Source organism: Paraglaciecola sp. (genome assembly GCF_030730205.1).
Lineage (GTDB): Bacteria > Pseudomonadota > Gammaproteobacteria > Enterobacterales > Alteromonadaceae > Paraglaciecola.
Window position 1 is genome coordinate 1 of the sequence record NZ_JANQVQ010000259.1, and the last position, 13,669, is coordinate 13,669.

Sequence of the window (13,669 nt, forward strand, 5' to 3'; positions counted from 1 at the left end):
GGCGCATGATAGTGTTTATGCCGTGAATTTACGTTTGGGCCAAGCGCACCGGGCATCACCAGCCACGTAATCACTTTAATAGCTTCGGTGCCGCCTTTTTTCATGATCGGGGGATTACTCAATTCACACAGTTTTTCTGGGTCATTGACAATGTCATCCATACGCTGCAAAGCAAAACCGGGGTTTATCAGGTCCGCTCATTCGCCTTGTAATCAATGAGATAAACTGCCTGTGCCAAGAATAACTCCTCTTCTGTTTTCAGGGTAACTTTTCACTGCCTTACGCAGTGACTTGGGTAAGGCAACACATCGTTTAGCACTTGCTAGAGGGGACCGTATTTAGCGCAACGCCAGTAACTTGCATGGCCAACTTGCTAAGTGACGCATCATTAGGTTCATGGGCACGATGCAAACATGGTCGACTTTCATCTTTAAAACTTGTCATATCGAAGTTTTGTCTGATGAGTGATTCGGCAACTTGCCATGAGCAATGGCCTGCATATGTAAGGCTCATAAAATATGAGCTTGTGGTGTTAAATCATCGCAAGACATGCTTTTATACAATGAAATAACCAACGGTGCTTACAGGAAGAACAGATGCAAAACAAAGGTGAATATGGCTCAGCGTCTAACCACTATATTAGTGCCTTGTATCATCGAGCGCGCAAAATTGGCCTTGACGCTGGTAACTTACTCGCGTCGGCCAATATTCTGCAAGACGTGATAGACAAGCCTGATGTACGTGTTAGAACTGAAGATCTGTCGGCTTTTCAAAAAGCCTGCTGGGATGCAGCAAAAGAAGAAAGTATGGGGGTATTGCCCGTCAGACTTGAACTAGGTACCTATTATATGATGGGTAAATTAACGGTTAATCAACCTACCTTGCAAAAAGCACTTGAATTAGGTACGAGGTTTTATAATTTAGTCACCCGTTTTTCATTTATTGAATTAAAAGTCGGTCCTGATGTGACCTTGATGTCATTCAATCAGGTTAAACCGCAAGACGATCATGGACATTTGTTTGCTGAGATGTGCTTATTAGCGTGGCATCGTTATGCGTCTTGGCTGATTGTTGACTCGCTGCCCTTAATCGAAACGCGTTTTAATTATCCCAATCCACCGCACGCCCGAGAGTACAGCTATCTGTTTCCGGGGGTCCATAAATTTAACTGTGACTCACTCAGCTTGGTGTTTCCTAGCGCGTATTTATCACGCCCCGTAAAACAAAATGAAGCGTCGCTTAAGTCGTTTATGCACAATTGTCCACTTGAGTTATTTCGCCAGTACAAAGCGGATTATAGCGTGTCAGCTGAAGTAAAACGTATCCTTAAAAGTAATATCACTGAAGGTAATAATTCGATAGATGATATTGCAGCCATCCTGTACATGACGAGTCGTACGGTCATGCGGCGCTTAAAAGATGAAGGGTCGTCTTTTCAACAAATCAAAGATGTAGTGCGCCGTGATAAAGCCATTAATTTATTAACCTTATACTCGTTGCCTGTTAAAGAGGTGGCAGAAAAAGTCGGGTTTTCCGATCCTGCCGTGTTTACTCGTGCATTCAGAGGTTGGACGGGCCTTTCACCACGTCAATACCGAGATAATTTTAATCGAGAGCTTACGTCTTAATGGACCACTAAATCTATCATGCCATTCTTGGTGTCACTGGTCGGTCGCATTTTTACCTGAGGTCTGAACTGATTCATTTAACTTTTCCACCTCATCCTCCTAACTATCTTGTTAATCCTAAGTATTGAGGCTGCCTTTCTTGATTGAAACAGTCTAGATATTAAGCTTAATTTTTGTTTACTCAGCCTCATTATCCATTTTTGCAAATCAATTGTTTGGTAAATAACGTTTGTTGTTGGCGCTATTATGACTGAACATCTGTTTAAATAATGTAAACAAAATCGCATTTACTTGTTAAGCGTTCAGTTGACTTACAAATAAAGCATTGATTTGTTTAGTTCATTTTTTTGCCTTCATACAACAGATAATTCAAGGAATTTGATTAATGAGTAAGTTTATCAAGATTAATGAGATAACTATTTCATCGGATCATTACATCGGCGGTCAACGGGTCGCAGCAGAGCATTATCTAGAGGTGTTTTCTCCCATCGATGGTCAGGTACTCGGCCAGGTTGCTAATGGCAGTCCTAGCATAATTAATCAAGCTATCGAAGCTGCTGAGCGTGCATTTCCTGCGTGGGCTGCCTTAAGCGCCGCCGAGCGTAAAGTTTACTTAGACAAGTTTGCTGATGAAATTGGCAAACGTGCTGATGAGTTTGCTTTGACAGAAAGTACCGATGCAGGGGTATTGTTTTCTCGTATGCAACATGGCGTTGTGGGCCGAGCGCAACTTAATATTCGCCACTTTGCAGAACATGCCCTACGTTTGCAAAATCACAGCATTGATACCAAGCAAGCTGAACACTTAGTTCGTCATGATCCTGCTGGGGTAGTCGTTATCATCACCCCTTGGAATGCGCCGTTGATGTTATCTACATGGAAACTTGGTCCAGCGCTGGCGTCAGGCAATACGTGTATATTAAAAGCGCCAGAATGGGCGCCGTGCACCAGTTCATTGTTAGCCGATGCTGCGCAGGCTGCGGGTATACCACCAGGTGTTTTTAATGTTGTGCAGGGCACCGGTCTTGAGTCAGGTGCTGGCCTGGTTGCCGACCCACGAATTGCGCGCGTGTCCTTTACCGGATCGGTGCCTACCGCAAAACTTATCGCGCAATCTGCCGCGCAAAATTTAGTGCCGTGCAGCTTAGAGTTAGGCGGCAAAAGCCCTTTTATTGTATTAGCCTCGGCGGATATCGATAACGCCGCCGCTACTGCCGCATTGATGTATCGAAACGCCGGACAAGTGTGTTTGGCCGGCACGCGTTTACTGGTGCATGAATCCATTAAAGATGAATTTGTTGAGGCGATGCGCGCCTATGTCGAGGCCTTAAACGTGGGCGACCCGCGAGATCCAGCTACAGAAGTGGGGCCTATTATTCATCAGCGTCAAGTTGAGCGTGTCGCTGGATTTATTGAGCGCGCCAAAGCGGCCGGAGCAGTCGTGTTGTGGGGCGCAGAAAAACACCCTTTTGGCGAACTGTATTTTAAACCCACCTTACTCACCAACGTTAAACAAGATGACGAAATTGTACAAAACGAAGTGTTTGGTCCGGTGTTGACCTTACAAACCTTTAGCCATGACGACGAGCTCATTGCCATGGCGAATGGCACTGACTATGGGCTTGGTGGTGTATGTTACGGCGAACAACAACATGCGACTGAGATTGCCAAACGAGTCAGAACCGGGTTTATCTGGGTGAACAGTTTTGGAATTCGTGATTTAGAAGCGCCTTTTGGTGGCATCAAACGCTCGGGTATAGGCCGCGAAGGGGGCAACTGGAGCTTCGAATTTTTTTGCGACATCAAAGATGTTGTGGTGCCCAAAAAACCATTTAGAGCCAGTTTTAGTCAACGCTAATTGGCGTTTTAAAAATAAGTATAAGGAATCATTTTATGGGACAAATAGTTGGAGCCGCATTGCTATCTCATCACCCTGGGCTGATGCAAAACGAAGAAATGCGCAAGTTAATGGGCGCAGGAACAGACTCCGATCTGATTGCGGGTTATGCCAAAGTGCGTAAAAAAATTGAAGCATTAAAGCCCGATACCGTCATTATTTTTGATAGTCATTGGTTTACCACGGGCTTTCATTTAGTCGATGGCCGAGGGCGCATTAAGGGCAACTACGTGAGCTCTGAAATGCCATGGTATTTATTTGGTGTGGACTACGACTTTAACGGTAACCCAGAGCTTGCCAATCACATCAATGATGCGGGTTTGGAAATGGGGGTGAGAGTGCGCTCTACCGCTAATGATGGTATGCACAAAGAATACGCCACCATTAATATTATCAAGCAGCTGCATCTAGAGCGTTTAGGTATCAAAGTAGTATCTGCTAGCTGTTGCCAAAATTGTCGTTGGGATCAGTTCTTGCCAGCCGGCGAAACCATCGCTCAAGGTATCAAAAACAGTGATGCCAAAGTGGTGTTAATTGCCTCAGGTGCCTTGAGTCATCGTTTTAACAATATTGACTGGGAGCCGGTCAATCCGCGGATTTATCATGAGTCCAATGTCTCCAGCCCTGAAAACGTGGCCAGTGACAAGGTGGCTATTGCGTTGATGGAACAAGGCAATCATGAACAAATCATTAACAACTGGGAAAGCGAATATAAACAACGTAACTGGGAGGCGTTTGGCGGTCATTACTTACAAATGCTAGGCGCCCTAGGTGGCGTAAACTGCAAGGCTAAGGGAACGGTTATGTCTGACTACGAAAACGCGCGAGGCACCGGTAATGTGCAAATATGGTTTGATGTTAAGGAATAAGCAATGAATTTTGAATTTCCATTAAAAAATACACCACAAGTGATGATTGGCCCACGCATTGAAAGAAGACGGGTATTAATCGGTGGCAGTGCCTATTGGGGCACCATAATTGAAAGTGGTAATGAACAGGGTAAACTCAGATTAGATGATGGTCGAGTGCTTGAAACGGAACACCTCGTTTACTTACCGCCTGTTGCGCCAAGTAAAATTATCGCTATTCATATCTCTTACACCTCAAGAAGTATGGAGACCCGCAAGCGTCCAAAACCAACCGCTTATCCAACATATTTCACCAAACCTCCGACGGCACTTAATGGCCACAATGGAGAAATTCTCAAGCCAGATGATTGCCAGTATCTCAACTATGAAGGTGAGTACGCGGTAGTAATCAGTAAAACCTGTCGCAATGTACTACCTGATGAAGCCTGGGACTATATAGAAGGATTCTGCCCGGCTTTAGATATGGGGCTGCAAAATTTCCGTGATACCGACCAAGGTTCAATGTTACGAGTGAAAGGTGCAGATACCTTATTACCCATTGGCCCCGGCATTGTGCGCGGCGTTAATTTATTTGACCAAACCCTGACAACTTACGTTAATGGTGAAGTCGTGCAACAAGCCCATGTAGGCGATGAAACCATTTGGGGCCCACATTACGCCATTGCTGATATTGCGCGCCATATTACCCTCAATGCTGGTGACGTTATTTTGATGGGTACGCCTTGTCATTCTCGTTCGGTGGATCCTGGTGATGTTGTTGAGTGTGAAATTACCAATATTGGCCGTATAAAAGGTACGGTAAAAGCGATTCCCGCACCACGGGCTTCCGCCCTTGATTGTGGTCATCAACCCACAGACAGCGATGAAGTAAGACGGGTTGCCTTAGGTTTTGATGAAAATGTCGAGCCACGCTTTCCTCACGCTTTAAAAGTAGCGAAAAGCAAAAAATAGCGGTTTAAGTACGCTCACAAATAAGTAAGGGAGAATTAAGCATGTTGTCGCACGATGTTATTAGTGAATTGGCCCAAGAGCTCTATTCAGCGCGAAAAAACCGCACGCAAGTGCGCCACATATCCAAGCGCTACCCACAGATGACTATTGAGGATGGGTACGCCATTCAACGTGAATGGGTCAAACTTGAAATCGCTGATGGCCGCGTAGTGAAAGGGCGTAAAATTGGGTTAACGTCAAGAGCTATGCAGCTGTCAGCACAGATCACCGAGCCAGATTACGCCCCACTAATGGATGACATGTTTTTTGATTCAGGCACCGATATTGATATTTCGCAGTTTATTTTGCCTCGCATTGAAGTCGAACTAGCGTTTATTTTAAAAAGCCCCCTTAAGGGCCCAAATGTGACACTATTTGATGTGCTAAGAGCCACAGAATATGTGATCCCCGCATTAGAAATTATTGACGCACGTATTGAGCAGCTTGACCGCGACACCAAGGCGCCGCGTAAGGTATTTGATACTATCTCAGATTTTGCCGCCAATGCAGGTATTGTGATGGGCGGTCAGCCGGTCAAACCCGATGCGGTAGATCTGCGCTGGGTAGGAGCCATGATGTACAAAAATGCGGTTATCGAAGAAACGGGCTTAGCGGCAGGTGTATTAAATCATCCTGCCACAGGGGTTGCATGGTTAGCCAATAAAATAGCGCCTTATAATGAGCAATTAAATGTGGGTGATGTGGTACTGAGTGGTTCATTTACGCGGCCCGTGGCCGCCCAAGCGGGTGATACCTTTGTGGTGGATTACGGTGCATTGGGCAATGTGTCTTGTCGCTTTATTTGAGCGTGGCAATATAAAATAAGAACAATGAAATGAAGCTACCGAAAAATAGTTTTAAACAGCAAATTAAAGCAGGCCAGCAACAAATCGGTGTATGGGCTGCTTTGGCGAGTGCTTATAGCGTTGAGCTAATTGCCAATACAGAATTTGATTGGCTCCTCATAGACAGCGAGCATGCACCCAATGACACCCGCAGTGTACTCACGCAACTGCAAGCCGTTGCGGCTTATCCCATTCAAGCCATAGTCAGACCACCAATCGGTGATACCGCGCTTATCAAACAATACCTCGATTTGGGGGTGCAAACCTTGTTGGTCCCCATGGTTGAGGACGCAGAACAAGCTAAACAAATTGTGGCGGCAACCCGTTATCCTCCTCAGGGAATAAGGGGAGTAGGGGCCGGTTTAGCCCGTGCGTCTCGTTGGAATCAAGTTGATGACTACCTCGAGCAATGCCAACAGGAGATTTGTGTCATTGTGCAAGTTGAATCTGTCACTGCCTTACAAAATTTAAACGCCATTGCCGCGGTAGAGGGAGTAGACGGCGTCTTTTTTGGTCCGGCTGACTTATCGGCTTCAATGGGCTTGCTGGGGAAACAAAACGACAAACAAGTTGTAGATGCCATCATTGAAGGCATTCAATTAGTGAGAAAAACCGGCAAGGCTGCCGGAGTATTAGCGACTGACCCTGCAGTCGCACAAGCGTATTTAGCAAACGGAGCTTTATTTGTTGCGGTGGGAGTGGATACGACCTTATTGGTCAATGCTGCCAAACATTTGTGTGCAACATTCAAAGGCAAGTCATCTACTCAAACCACATCCCCATCCGCATATTAGTTTTGCGGGTGATAGGTACAAATAATCGACCGAAAAGGCGTAGTTATGGAAAATAGTATTCAACAAAAAACCAACTGGTTAACACTGGCCTTGTGTTTTGTTACCACCATCTTTGAAGGCTTGGATTTGCAATCAATGGGCGTCGCAGCGCCAAAAATAGTGGCAGAATTAGCAATAGACTCCAACGAAATGGGCTTAATTGCCAGTGCAAGTTCAGTGGGATTACTCATTGGTGCGCTGTTTGGCGGCATGGTGTCTGACTATATTGGTAGAAAATGGGTGCTTATTTGGTCAGTAGTCGCCTTTGGAACGTTGTCGGTACTCACGCCTTTTGCCTGGGATCCAAATTCACTCATCGCTATTCGTTTTGGTACCGGCTTAGGCATGGGTGGTGCTTTACCAATGATCATCGCCATTGCCGCCGAAGCAGTTGATCCTAAACGTCGAGCAGGGGTGGTGACCATGATGTATTGCGCCACACCTATAGGCGGTTTTATTGCTACCTTTATTGCTTTAGCGTCAGATGAGTGGCGTAACATCTTTTATGTCGGTGGCCTTGCTCCTTTATTGTTGGTCCCTGTTTTGGTTAAGTATTTACAAGAATCAAAGGTATTTACCGATGCTCAACAAGCTCGAAATAATACTGACAATGCACCCAGTATTAGCGTCAGCAATGCCCTGTTTGGTGAAAAAAGAGCCATGCCCACACTGTATATTTGGCTGGGCTTTTTATGTTCAGTGGCGGTGTTATATTTATTACTTAACTGGCTACCGCTATTATTAGTGGGTAAAGGTTTCAGTAGTGCCCAAGCGAGCAAAGTACAAATGGTATTTAATGTGGGTGGTTCAACTGGCGCACTATTACTTGGCTATTTAATTACTCGCTACAGCCCCCGCTGGATATTTGCCTTTGTTACCGTAGCCATTGCACTTGCACTCATTAGTCTTGCTGGACTTGAACACAACATGGCCTACGCTATTTTAGCCGGTTTGGTGGTGGGGATTTTTGCCAACGGTTTAGTGTTTTTATTATACGGGCAAGCGGGGGCGTACTATCCCACACGTTTTCGTGGCACCGGGGTCGGCTCGGCTGTTGCAGTAGGTCGTATGGGCGCCATCATTGGGCCTCTCATGGCCGGTGTGTTATTAAGCGCCGATGTAAGTCCTTCTCAGGTACTTCTTTATATCTTACCTCTTGTGTTAGTCGCTGGCGGCGCGATTCAGTTGCTCTTTTTCTGCCCCAAATCTGAGAGTGAGGAATAATATGCAGCAACAATTTAAGCTACTTATCAACGGCGAGTGGGTTGCTGGTAAAGCAGTAAGCGCCAATATTAATCCATCCGATACCAGTGATGTGATTGGCGAATATGCACAGGCCGATGAAAATCTAACGCTACATGCCATTGACGCGGCTAAAACCGCATTTAAATCGTGGTCTGTGAGCTCTATTCAACAACGTTTTGATCTGCTCGATACTGTTGGCACCGAGATTTTAGCGCGTAAAGACGAACTATCGACGCTACTAGCCCTTGAGGAAGGCAAAACCAAAGCCGAAGCCTTAGGTGAGGTAACGCGAGCTGGGCAAATTTTTAAGTTTTTTGCTGGAGAATGTGTGCGTCTAACTGGCGACAAACTAGCGTCCATCAGACCAGGCATAGAAATCGAAATTACCCGAGAACCTATTGGCGTTGTGGGCTTGATCACGCCGTGGAATTTTCCTATTGCTATTCCGGCTTGGAAAATTGCACCGGCGTTAGCATATGGTAATACGGTGGTATTTAAACCTGCAGAACTTGTACCTGGCTCTGCATGGGCTTTAGCCGATATTATTCATCGCGCAGGCGCACCAGCGGGTGTTTTTAACCTAGTGACTGGGCGTGGCTCTGTGGTGGGTGAAACCCTGGTCAATCATCCTGATGTTGCTGCGATTAGTTTTACTGGCTCGGAAAATACAGGACGTAATATTGCCGCTAAAGTAGTGGGGCGCATGGCTAAAGTGCAACTGGAAATGGGCGGAAAAAACCCCTTAGTTGTGCTGGATGATGCGGATCTAGAAATAGCCGCAGAAGTGGCAGTAAACGGCGCCTTTTATGCAACTGGACAGCGCTGTACCGCTTCATCACGGTTTATCGTTACAAGTGGTATTCATGACCGTTTTGTCGACGCGGTAATGGCAAAAATGCGTAAACTACAAGTCGGCCATGCCTTGGCGGCAGATACCTTAATTGGACCGGTGGTGGATAAAAATCAATTAGACATAGATTGCCACTATATTCAATTAGGTCAGCAGGAGGGCGCTAAACTGGCTTTTGGTGGTGAGGTATTACAAAGAAAGACTCAGGGTTTTTTCTTGCAGCCGGCTCTTTTCACTGAAACAAAGGTAGACATGCGCATTGCCAAAGAAGAGATTTTTGGACCGGTCGCCTGTGTGCTGAAAGTGGCAGACTATGAAGAGGCACTTACCATGGCTAACGAGACTAAATTTGGTCTTTCAAGCGGTATTGTTACTACATCGCTGAAGTACGCAAACCATTATAAGCGTCATGCCAAAAGTGGTATGGTCATGATCAATGCGCCAACCGCTGGAGTAGATTACCACGTGCCCTTTGGAGGTAGCAAAGGCTCGAGTTATGGTGCTAGAGAGCAGGGGCGCTATGCCGCTGAGTTTTATACCACGGTAAAAACCGCTTATATTGCGTCGTAAAATCAGCGCTTTAGTGACACGCTTTATAAGTAAAAGGGGATTGAGTATAGTTTGTGTTCTTGGGGATAATATGAATAGAGTAGCGATGTGATATGGCACGATTTTCTTTAAGGCAGTTAGAAGCGCTAGTGGCTGTAGCAGATGCAAAAAACTTTAATCGAGCCGGCGATTATATGCATTTAAGTTCGTCTACCATCAGTAACTTGATTGCTGAACTAGAAGATCGTTTAGGATTTGCGGTGTTTGACCGCACGACCCGTAAGGTATCGCTCACCACTGGTGGCCGAGAATTTTTAGCCTATGCAGTATCGGTATTGCAGCAAATGAAAGTTGCTGAAGCCGCAGCTATTGAGCTAAAAGACAACAACGTTCGGATCGTGAGGGTGGCTGCCCCGCAAGTGGTAGCTGCTACGTTGTTACCTGAAATCATTGCGGCTTACCGAATAACCCACCCTGATATTCGTGTACACATTGTTGACGCTGCGGTTATTTCTTTGTCAGATCAAATTATTAATGGCTCTGCGGATATTGCTATTGGCCCCGAGCAACAAGTTAATCAGGGTATTTCAGTGACCCAACTTTTTCAAAGTCGCTGGATTTTATGGTGTCATCCGGATCATCCAATATCTGCGAAAACCGAGGTGAAATGGTCAGAACTCCGTCCTTATGTGATATGTGCGGCTGGTTCAGACCACGAGCAAAGTCTTGCTAGTATATTAAATACCCTAGAGCCAAGTGAGCGTTTTCACGTATCTGATATTGTGGAGAGTGTCACTACAGCACTGGGTTTAGTCTCGCAAAATATCGCTTTAACCATGACGCCTGAATTTGTTGATCAGCTGGGTATCCATCAACACTTACGTAAGTTGCCATTGAGCCAGCCGACATTATCAAGACACTACGTACTCTATAGTCAAAGCGACATGTGGGTTTCTGATCCGGTGCAAGGTTTTGCGGATTTTGTTAAACAATTTGTTGCGACTAAACACTTTAATTAGCCCTTAAACCTACCGATTGATGCAAGCACATGCGCACCTAATAGGATTTCTCGATGTTGCATTCCTCCCATATTCAGTGCCTTCAAACCTTACTTGGGGATGGCGCGCTTAACGTTGACCCAGACATGTTAACGGCCTACAGCAAAGACTGGAGTTCGGTACCAGCGCAGTTGCCCTTGGCGGTGGTTAAACCTCACAACAGTGCTCAGGTCGCAAAATTTATGCAGTACTGTCATAAACATGCCATCAATATCGTTATTCAAGGCGGACGAACTGGATTATGTGGTGGCGCCACACCGCAGCGTAATGAAGTAGTGCTGAGCTTAGAGCGCATGAATCACATTGTCAGTGTTGATGAAAAAGCCATGACCATGACCGTAGAAGCAGGGGCAACGCTAGAACAAGTCCAAAACAAAGCACTCGAGTTTGGCCTTGATTTTCCGCTTGATTTAAGTGCTCGGGGTAACTGCACCATTGGTGGAAATGCAGCCACCAATGCAGGCGGTAATCGCGTAATAAAATTCGGCATGATGCGTGATTTAGTGCTGGGGATTGAAGCAGTCTTGCCTAACGGCAATATTGTGGGTGGCCTGAATAGCATGATGAAAAATAATGCCGGATTCGATTTAAAACACCTGTTTATTGGCTCAGAAGGCAGCCTTGGCATTATCACTCAATTAGTACTTAAGCTCGTTCCGCGCAGCGACGAATCAGTTGTGGTGTTATGCGCTGCTACCTGTTTGGATAATCTCATCTTATTACTGAGCAAATTGCGCCGAGAAAACGCGCAAAATCTTTCGGCATTTGAAGTCATGTGGGCGGATTACTTTGACGCAGTGATTGATATACAGCAACTTGCTCGTAAACCCTTTGCTGCTAATTATGCCATTTATGCCTTAGTTGAGTTTCAAGGCCAAGATAAGGCCGCGCTGCAAACCATGAGCGAAACCTTGCTAGGTGAAGCCATAGAACAGGGTTTAGTGGAAGACGTTATTATTGCCCAATCGTTACAAGACAACGCTGATATATGGGCTATCAGAGAAGCCATAGCCGAGTTACTTAGTCGTGTAAAACCCTTCATTGCGTTTGATATCAGCATGCCCATTAGCGACATGCAAGATTTTGTGAATACCAGTAAACAACGGGTGGCTGATAAGTATCCAAAGGCCAGATATTTTGCTTTTGGGCATTTAGGAGACGGTAACCTGCACTTAACCATTAGTTATCCGCACCCAGAACAACTGCATGCTATCGAAGACGAGGTATTAAAAATAGCAGGGAAAATGGGCGCATCAATTTCCGGTGAACATGGTATAGGCGTGGTAAAAAAAGACTTTTTGAAATATTCACGCAGCGACAGTGAAATTGCATTAATGAAAGCCATGAAGAACATGATGGACCCCAACAATATACTTAACGTTGGTCGGGTATTAAATACCTAAGAGTTGCTAAGAGAATCACTGATTTTACAATAAGCCTAAATGGGCTGTTTGTGCTTGAGAAAAAGAGTAAAACTGCTGTATTCACGCAAAGTCACTTGCTTCGTTAGACATAGCGAAGACCGAACACCTCGTTTCTTACCCTATTTAACCCTATCGATTTAAGCAGTATTCCGTCTTTCCACAAATTTATTTTTTTCAAAGGCAGAAAATTGAACATACACAGGGAGTTGTACCGTGATTAAGAGAAACGCCATTTTATTCAATAAGATGGGGTGATGAACTAAAAAACCGTCCAGCGCAGTTAAAGCCGACTAAGTTGTTTCAAAATAATGAGGCGCGATATACAGCGAAATAGCTTTTCTTGGCGCTTCATAAAACGGTCAGCAAGCCGCTGACCGTGCTAGGCAAATTGATTTATGGTTTTAAACACAACACTTCACAATTTAATCGTGCCAAGACTGATTCTGCGGTATTACCCATGAGTGCTGCAGAAATACCTTTACGTCCAACGCTGCCCATTACCACTAACTGTGGTTTAAGCTCTCCAACCACTTTAGCTATGGCGAGATCAGGTAAGCCCGACTCCACATGAAGTTGGCTGGGCTTAGGCACGAGTTGATTTTGTTCGAGGAGTTGATTGAGTTTGTCTCGATGGTAATTTTCGGTATTACTGTTGAGCTGCTTAACATCCAGCGTAGGAAAATCCATTGCAGCACTCACCGCGTAAGTTGTGTATGCATTAACTACATGCAAGGGACTCAGTTGAATATGGGAAAACAGCTTAGCTGATGCGATAACGGCACTGTTTAAGGCAATGTGATCAGCATCAGTGGTAAGTACGTCCACCGCCGCAAGAATTGGGTCGTTGGTCCAACTCGAATGTTTAACTAACAACAATGGGGCCTGGCAATGTCTAATTAGGTGTCTGTCTGTGGGCAGGGCAAAAGGATTGATACTGAGTGGCTCTGCACTGACTCGTTTAATCACCAAATCTGGCTGCAACGTTTTCACCACATCTTCGATTACTTCATGCAGATGCGGACTCCATTTGACGATAACAGAACACTCAATGTCCTGACTTTTTACCTCTTTGGCAATCGACTGCAAATAAAACGTTCTATCTGCCAAATGTTGTTCTTTAAGCTGATCTCGCTGTTCGCTGGGCAGCACTTCGTTTAAATCGAGGGCAGGTTCATAGTTGGTACTTAAAAGATGAATATGAATATCTCTGTATTCCGCAAATTTTATTGCCCGTTGTAGCGCCTCATGTTCTTTGTGTTTACCGCTGATGATGACCAAGATGTGATGTGGCATTTTCATGGAGGGTCTCGTTTCACGTAAAGGAGTTCAATACTCAGTGTAGACCCAAACTCACATAAGATTTTGATGTACATCAAGTAGACCGACTTTACGCTCAGGTGAAACGCCATGAAACAGGTGAGGTGTTGATTCTTGAAGGCAGGAATTATATGAAACGACTGTGCATAAGATTTAATTTAATT

General features: G+C 45.2%; 13 protein-coding genes. 10 read left to right on the top strand and 3 right to left on the bottom strand.

Annotation, left to right across the window (positions count from 1 at the left end; all coding sequences use genetic code 11):
- Window positions 1-212 precede the first annotated feature (212 nt).
- Window positions 213-338 (bottom strand): hypothetical protein, encoded by a 126-nt coding sequence (locus NWQ57_RS22700; protein WP_372340934.1) that lies wholly within the window; start codon window positions 336-338, stop codon window positions 213-215.
- A complete protein-coding gene (locus tag NWQ57_RS16895) occupies window positions 313-513 on the bottom strand; it encodes a hypothetical protein (protein ID WP_306023341.1) in 201 nt (66 codons plus the stop codon). The genes NWQ57_RS22700 and NWQ57_RS16895 overlap by 26 nt, the downstream gene beginning before the upstream one ends.
- An 83-nt stretch (window positions 514-596) precedes the next feature.
- Between NWQ57_RS16895 and NWQ57_RS16900 the strand changes: the two genes are divergently transcribed.
- The 10 genes from NWQ57_RS16900 (at window position 597) to NWQ57_RS16945 (ending at window position 12,167) form a co-directional block, all read left to right on the top strand.
- Complete coding sequence (locus NWQ57_RS16900) at window positions 597-1,628, top strand: AraC family transcriptional regulator (RefSeq protein WP_306023342.1); 1,032 nt, start codon at window positions 597-599, stop codon at window positions 1,626-1,628.
- Between the two features lie 385 nt (window positions 1,629-2,013).
- Window positions 2,014-3,486, top strand: a complete 1,473-nt coding sequence (locus tag NWQ57_RS16905; RefSeq protein WP_306023343.1) for an aldehyde dehydrogenase family protein — start codon at window positions 2,014-2,016, stop codon at window positions 3,484-3,486.
- A 35-nt stretch (window positions 3,487-3,521) separates the two neighbouring features.
- The gene (locus NWQ57_RS16910; RefSeq protein ID WP_306023344.1) at window positions 3,522-4,394 is read left to right on the top strand and encodes a hypothetical protein; all 873 of its coding nucleotides are present in this window, start codon (window positions 3,522-3,524) and stop codon (window positions 4,392-4,394) included.
- Between the two features lie 3 nt (window positions 4,395-4,397).
- Window positions 4,398-5,345 carry a fumarylacetoacetate hydrolase family protein gene (locus NWQ57_RS16915; RefSeq protein WP_306023345.1) on the top strand — a complete coding sequence of 316 codons (948 nt, stop codon included), beginning with the start codon at window positions 4,398-4,400 and terminating at the stop codon, window positions 5,343-5,345.
- 41 nt (window positions 5,346-5,386) lie between these two features.
- A complete protein-coding gene (gene hpaH / locus NWQ57_RS16920) occupies window positions 5,387-6,190 on the top strand; it encodes a 2-oxo-hept-4-ene-1,7-dioate hydratase (protein ID WP_306023346.1) in 804 nt (267 codons plus the stop codon).
- Window positions 6,191-6,219: 29 nt separating this feature from the next.
- A complete protein-coding gene (locus NWQ57_RS16925) occupies window positions 6,220-7,023 on the top strand; it encodes an HpcH/HpaI aldolase/citrate lyase family protein (RefSeq protein ID WP_306023347.1) in 804 nt (267 codons plus the stop codon).
- A 45-nt stretch (window positions 7,024-7,068) separates the two neighbouring features.
- The gene (gene mhpT / locus NWQ57_RS16930) at window positions 7,069-8,286 is read left to right on the top strand and encodes a 3-(3-hydroxy-phenyl)propionate transporter MhpT (RefSeq protein WP_306023348.1); all 1,218 of its coding nucleotides are present in this window, start codon (window positions 7,069-7,071) and stop codon (window positions 8,284-8,286) included.
- Window position 8,287: 1 nt separating this feature from the next.
- Window positions 8,288-9,727 (top strand): aldehyde dehydrogenase family protein, encoded by a 1,440-nt coding sequence (locus tag NWQ57_RS16935; protein WP_306023349.1) that lies wholly within the window; start codon window positions 8,288-8,290, stop codon window positions 9,725-9,727.
- A 92-nt stretch (window positions 9,728-9,819) separates the two neighbouring features.
- Window positions 9,820-10,725, top strand: a complete 906-nt coding sequence (locus tag NWQ57_RS16940) for a LysR family transcriptional regulator (RefSeq protein WP_306023350.1) — start codon at window positions 9,820-9,822, stop codon at window positions 10,723-10,725.
- A gap of 53 nt (window positions 10,726-10,778) precedes the next feature.
- Complete coding sequence (locus NWQ57_RS16945; RefSeq protein WP_306023351.1) at window positions 10,779-12,167, top strand: FAD-binding oxidoreductase; 1,389 nt, start codon at window positions 10,779-10,781, stop codon at window positions 12,165-12,167.
- A gap of 414 nt (window positions 12,168-12,581) precedes the next feature.
- On the opposite strand, the gene NWQ57_RS16950 is transcribed toward NWQ57_RS16945, so the two are convergent.
- Window positions 12,582-13,487 (bottom strand): universal stress protein, encoded by a 906-nt coding sequence (locus NWQ57_RS16950; RefSeq protein ID WP_306023352.1) that lies wholly within the window; start codon window positions 13,485-13,487, stop codon window positions 12,582-12,584.
- Window positions 13,488-13,669: the final 182 nt, after the last annotated feature.

What these genes read in the sequence shown, in the direction of transcription:
- mhpT (WP_306023348.1), top strand. Translation starts at nt 7,069, where the DNA reads ATGGAAAATAGTATTCAACAAAAAACCAACTGGTTAACACTGGCCTTG.
- NWQ57_RS16915 (WP_306023345.1), top strand. Translation starts at nt 4,398, where the DNA reads ATGAATTTTGAATTTCCATTAAAAAATACACCACAAGTGATGATTGGC.
- NWQ57_RS16925 (WP_306023347.1), top strand. Translation starts at nt 6,220, where the DNA reads ATGAAGCTACCGAAAAATAGTTTTAAACAGCAAATTAAAGCAGGCCAG.
- NWQ57_RS16900 (WP_306023342.1), top strand. Translation starts at nt 597, where the DNA reads ATGCAAAACAAAGGTGAATATGGCTCAGCGTCTAACCACTATATTAGT.
- NWQ57_RS16950 (WP_306023352.1), bottom strand. Translation starts at nt 13,487, where the DNA reads ATGAAAATGCCACATCACATCTTGGTCATCATCAGCGGTAAACACAAA.
- NWQ57_RS16945 (WP_306023351.1), top strand. Translation starts at nt 10,779, where the DNA reads ATGTTGCATTCCTCCCATATTCAGTGCCTTCAAACCTTACTTGGGGAT.
- NWQ57_RS16895 (WP_306023341.1), bottom strand. Translation starts at nt 513, where the DNA reads ATGAGCCTTACATATGCAGGCCATTGCTCATGGCAAGTTGCCGAATCA.
- NWQ57_RS16910 (WP_306023344.1), top strand. Translation starts at nt 3,522, where the DNA reads ATGGGACAAATAGTTGGAGCCGCATTGCTATCTCATCACCCTGGGCTG.
- NWQ57_RS16905 (WP_306023343.1), top strand. Translation starts at nt 2,014, where the DNA reads ATGAGTAAGTTTATCAAGATTAATGAGATAACTATTTCATCGGATCAT.
- hpaH (WP_306023346.1), top strand. Translation starts at nt 5,387, where the DNA reads ATGTTGTCGCACGATGTTATTAGTGAATTGGCCCAAGAGCTCTATTCA.
- NWQ57_RS16940 (WP_306023350.1), top strand. Translation starts at nt 9,820, where the DNA reads ATGGCACGATTTTCTTTAAGGCAGTTAGAAGCGCTAGTGGCTGTAGCA.
- NWQ57_RS16935 (WP_306023349.1), top strand. Translation starts at nt 8,288, where the DNA reads ATGCAGCAACAATTTAAGCTACTTATCAACGGCGAGTGGGTTGCTGGT.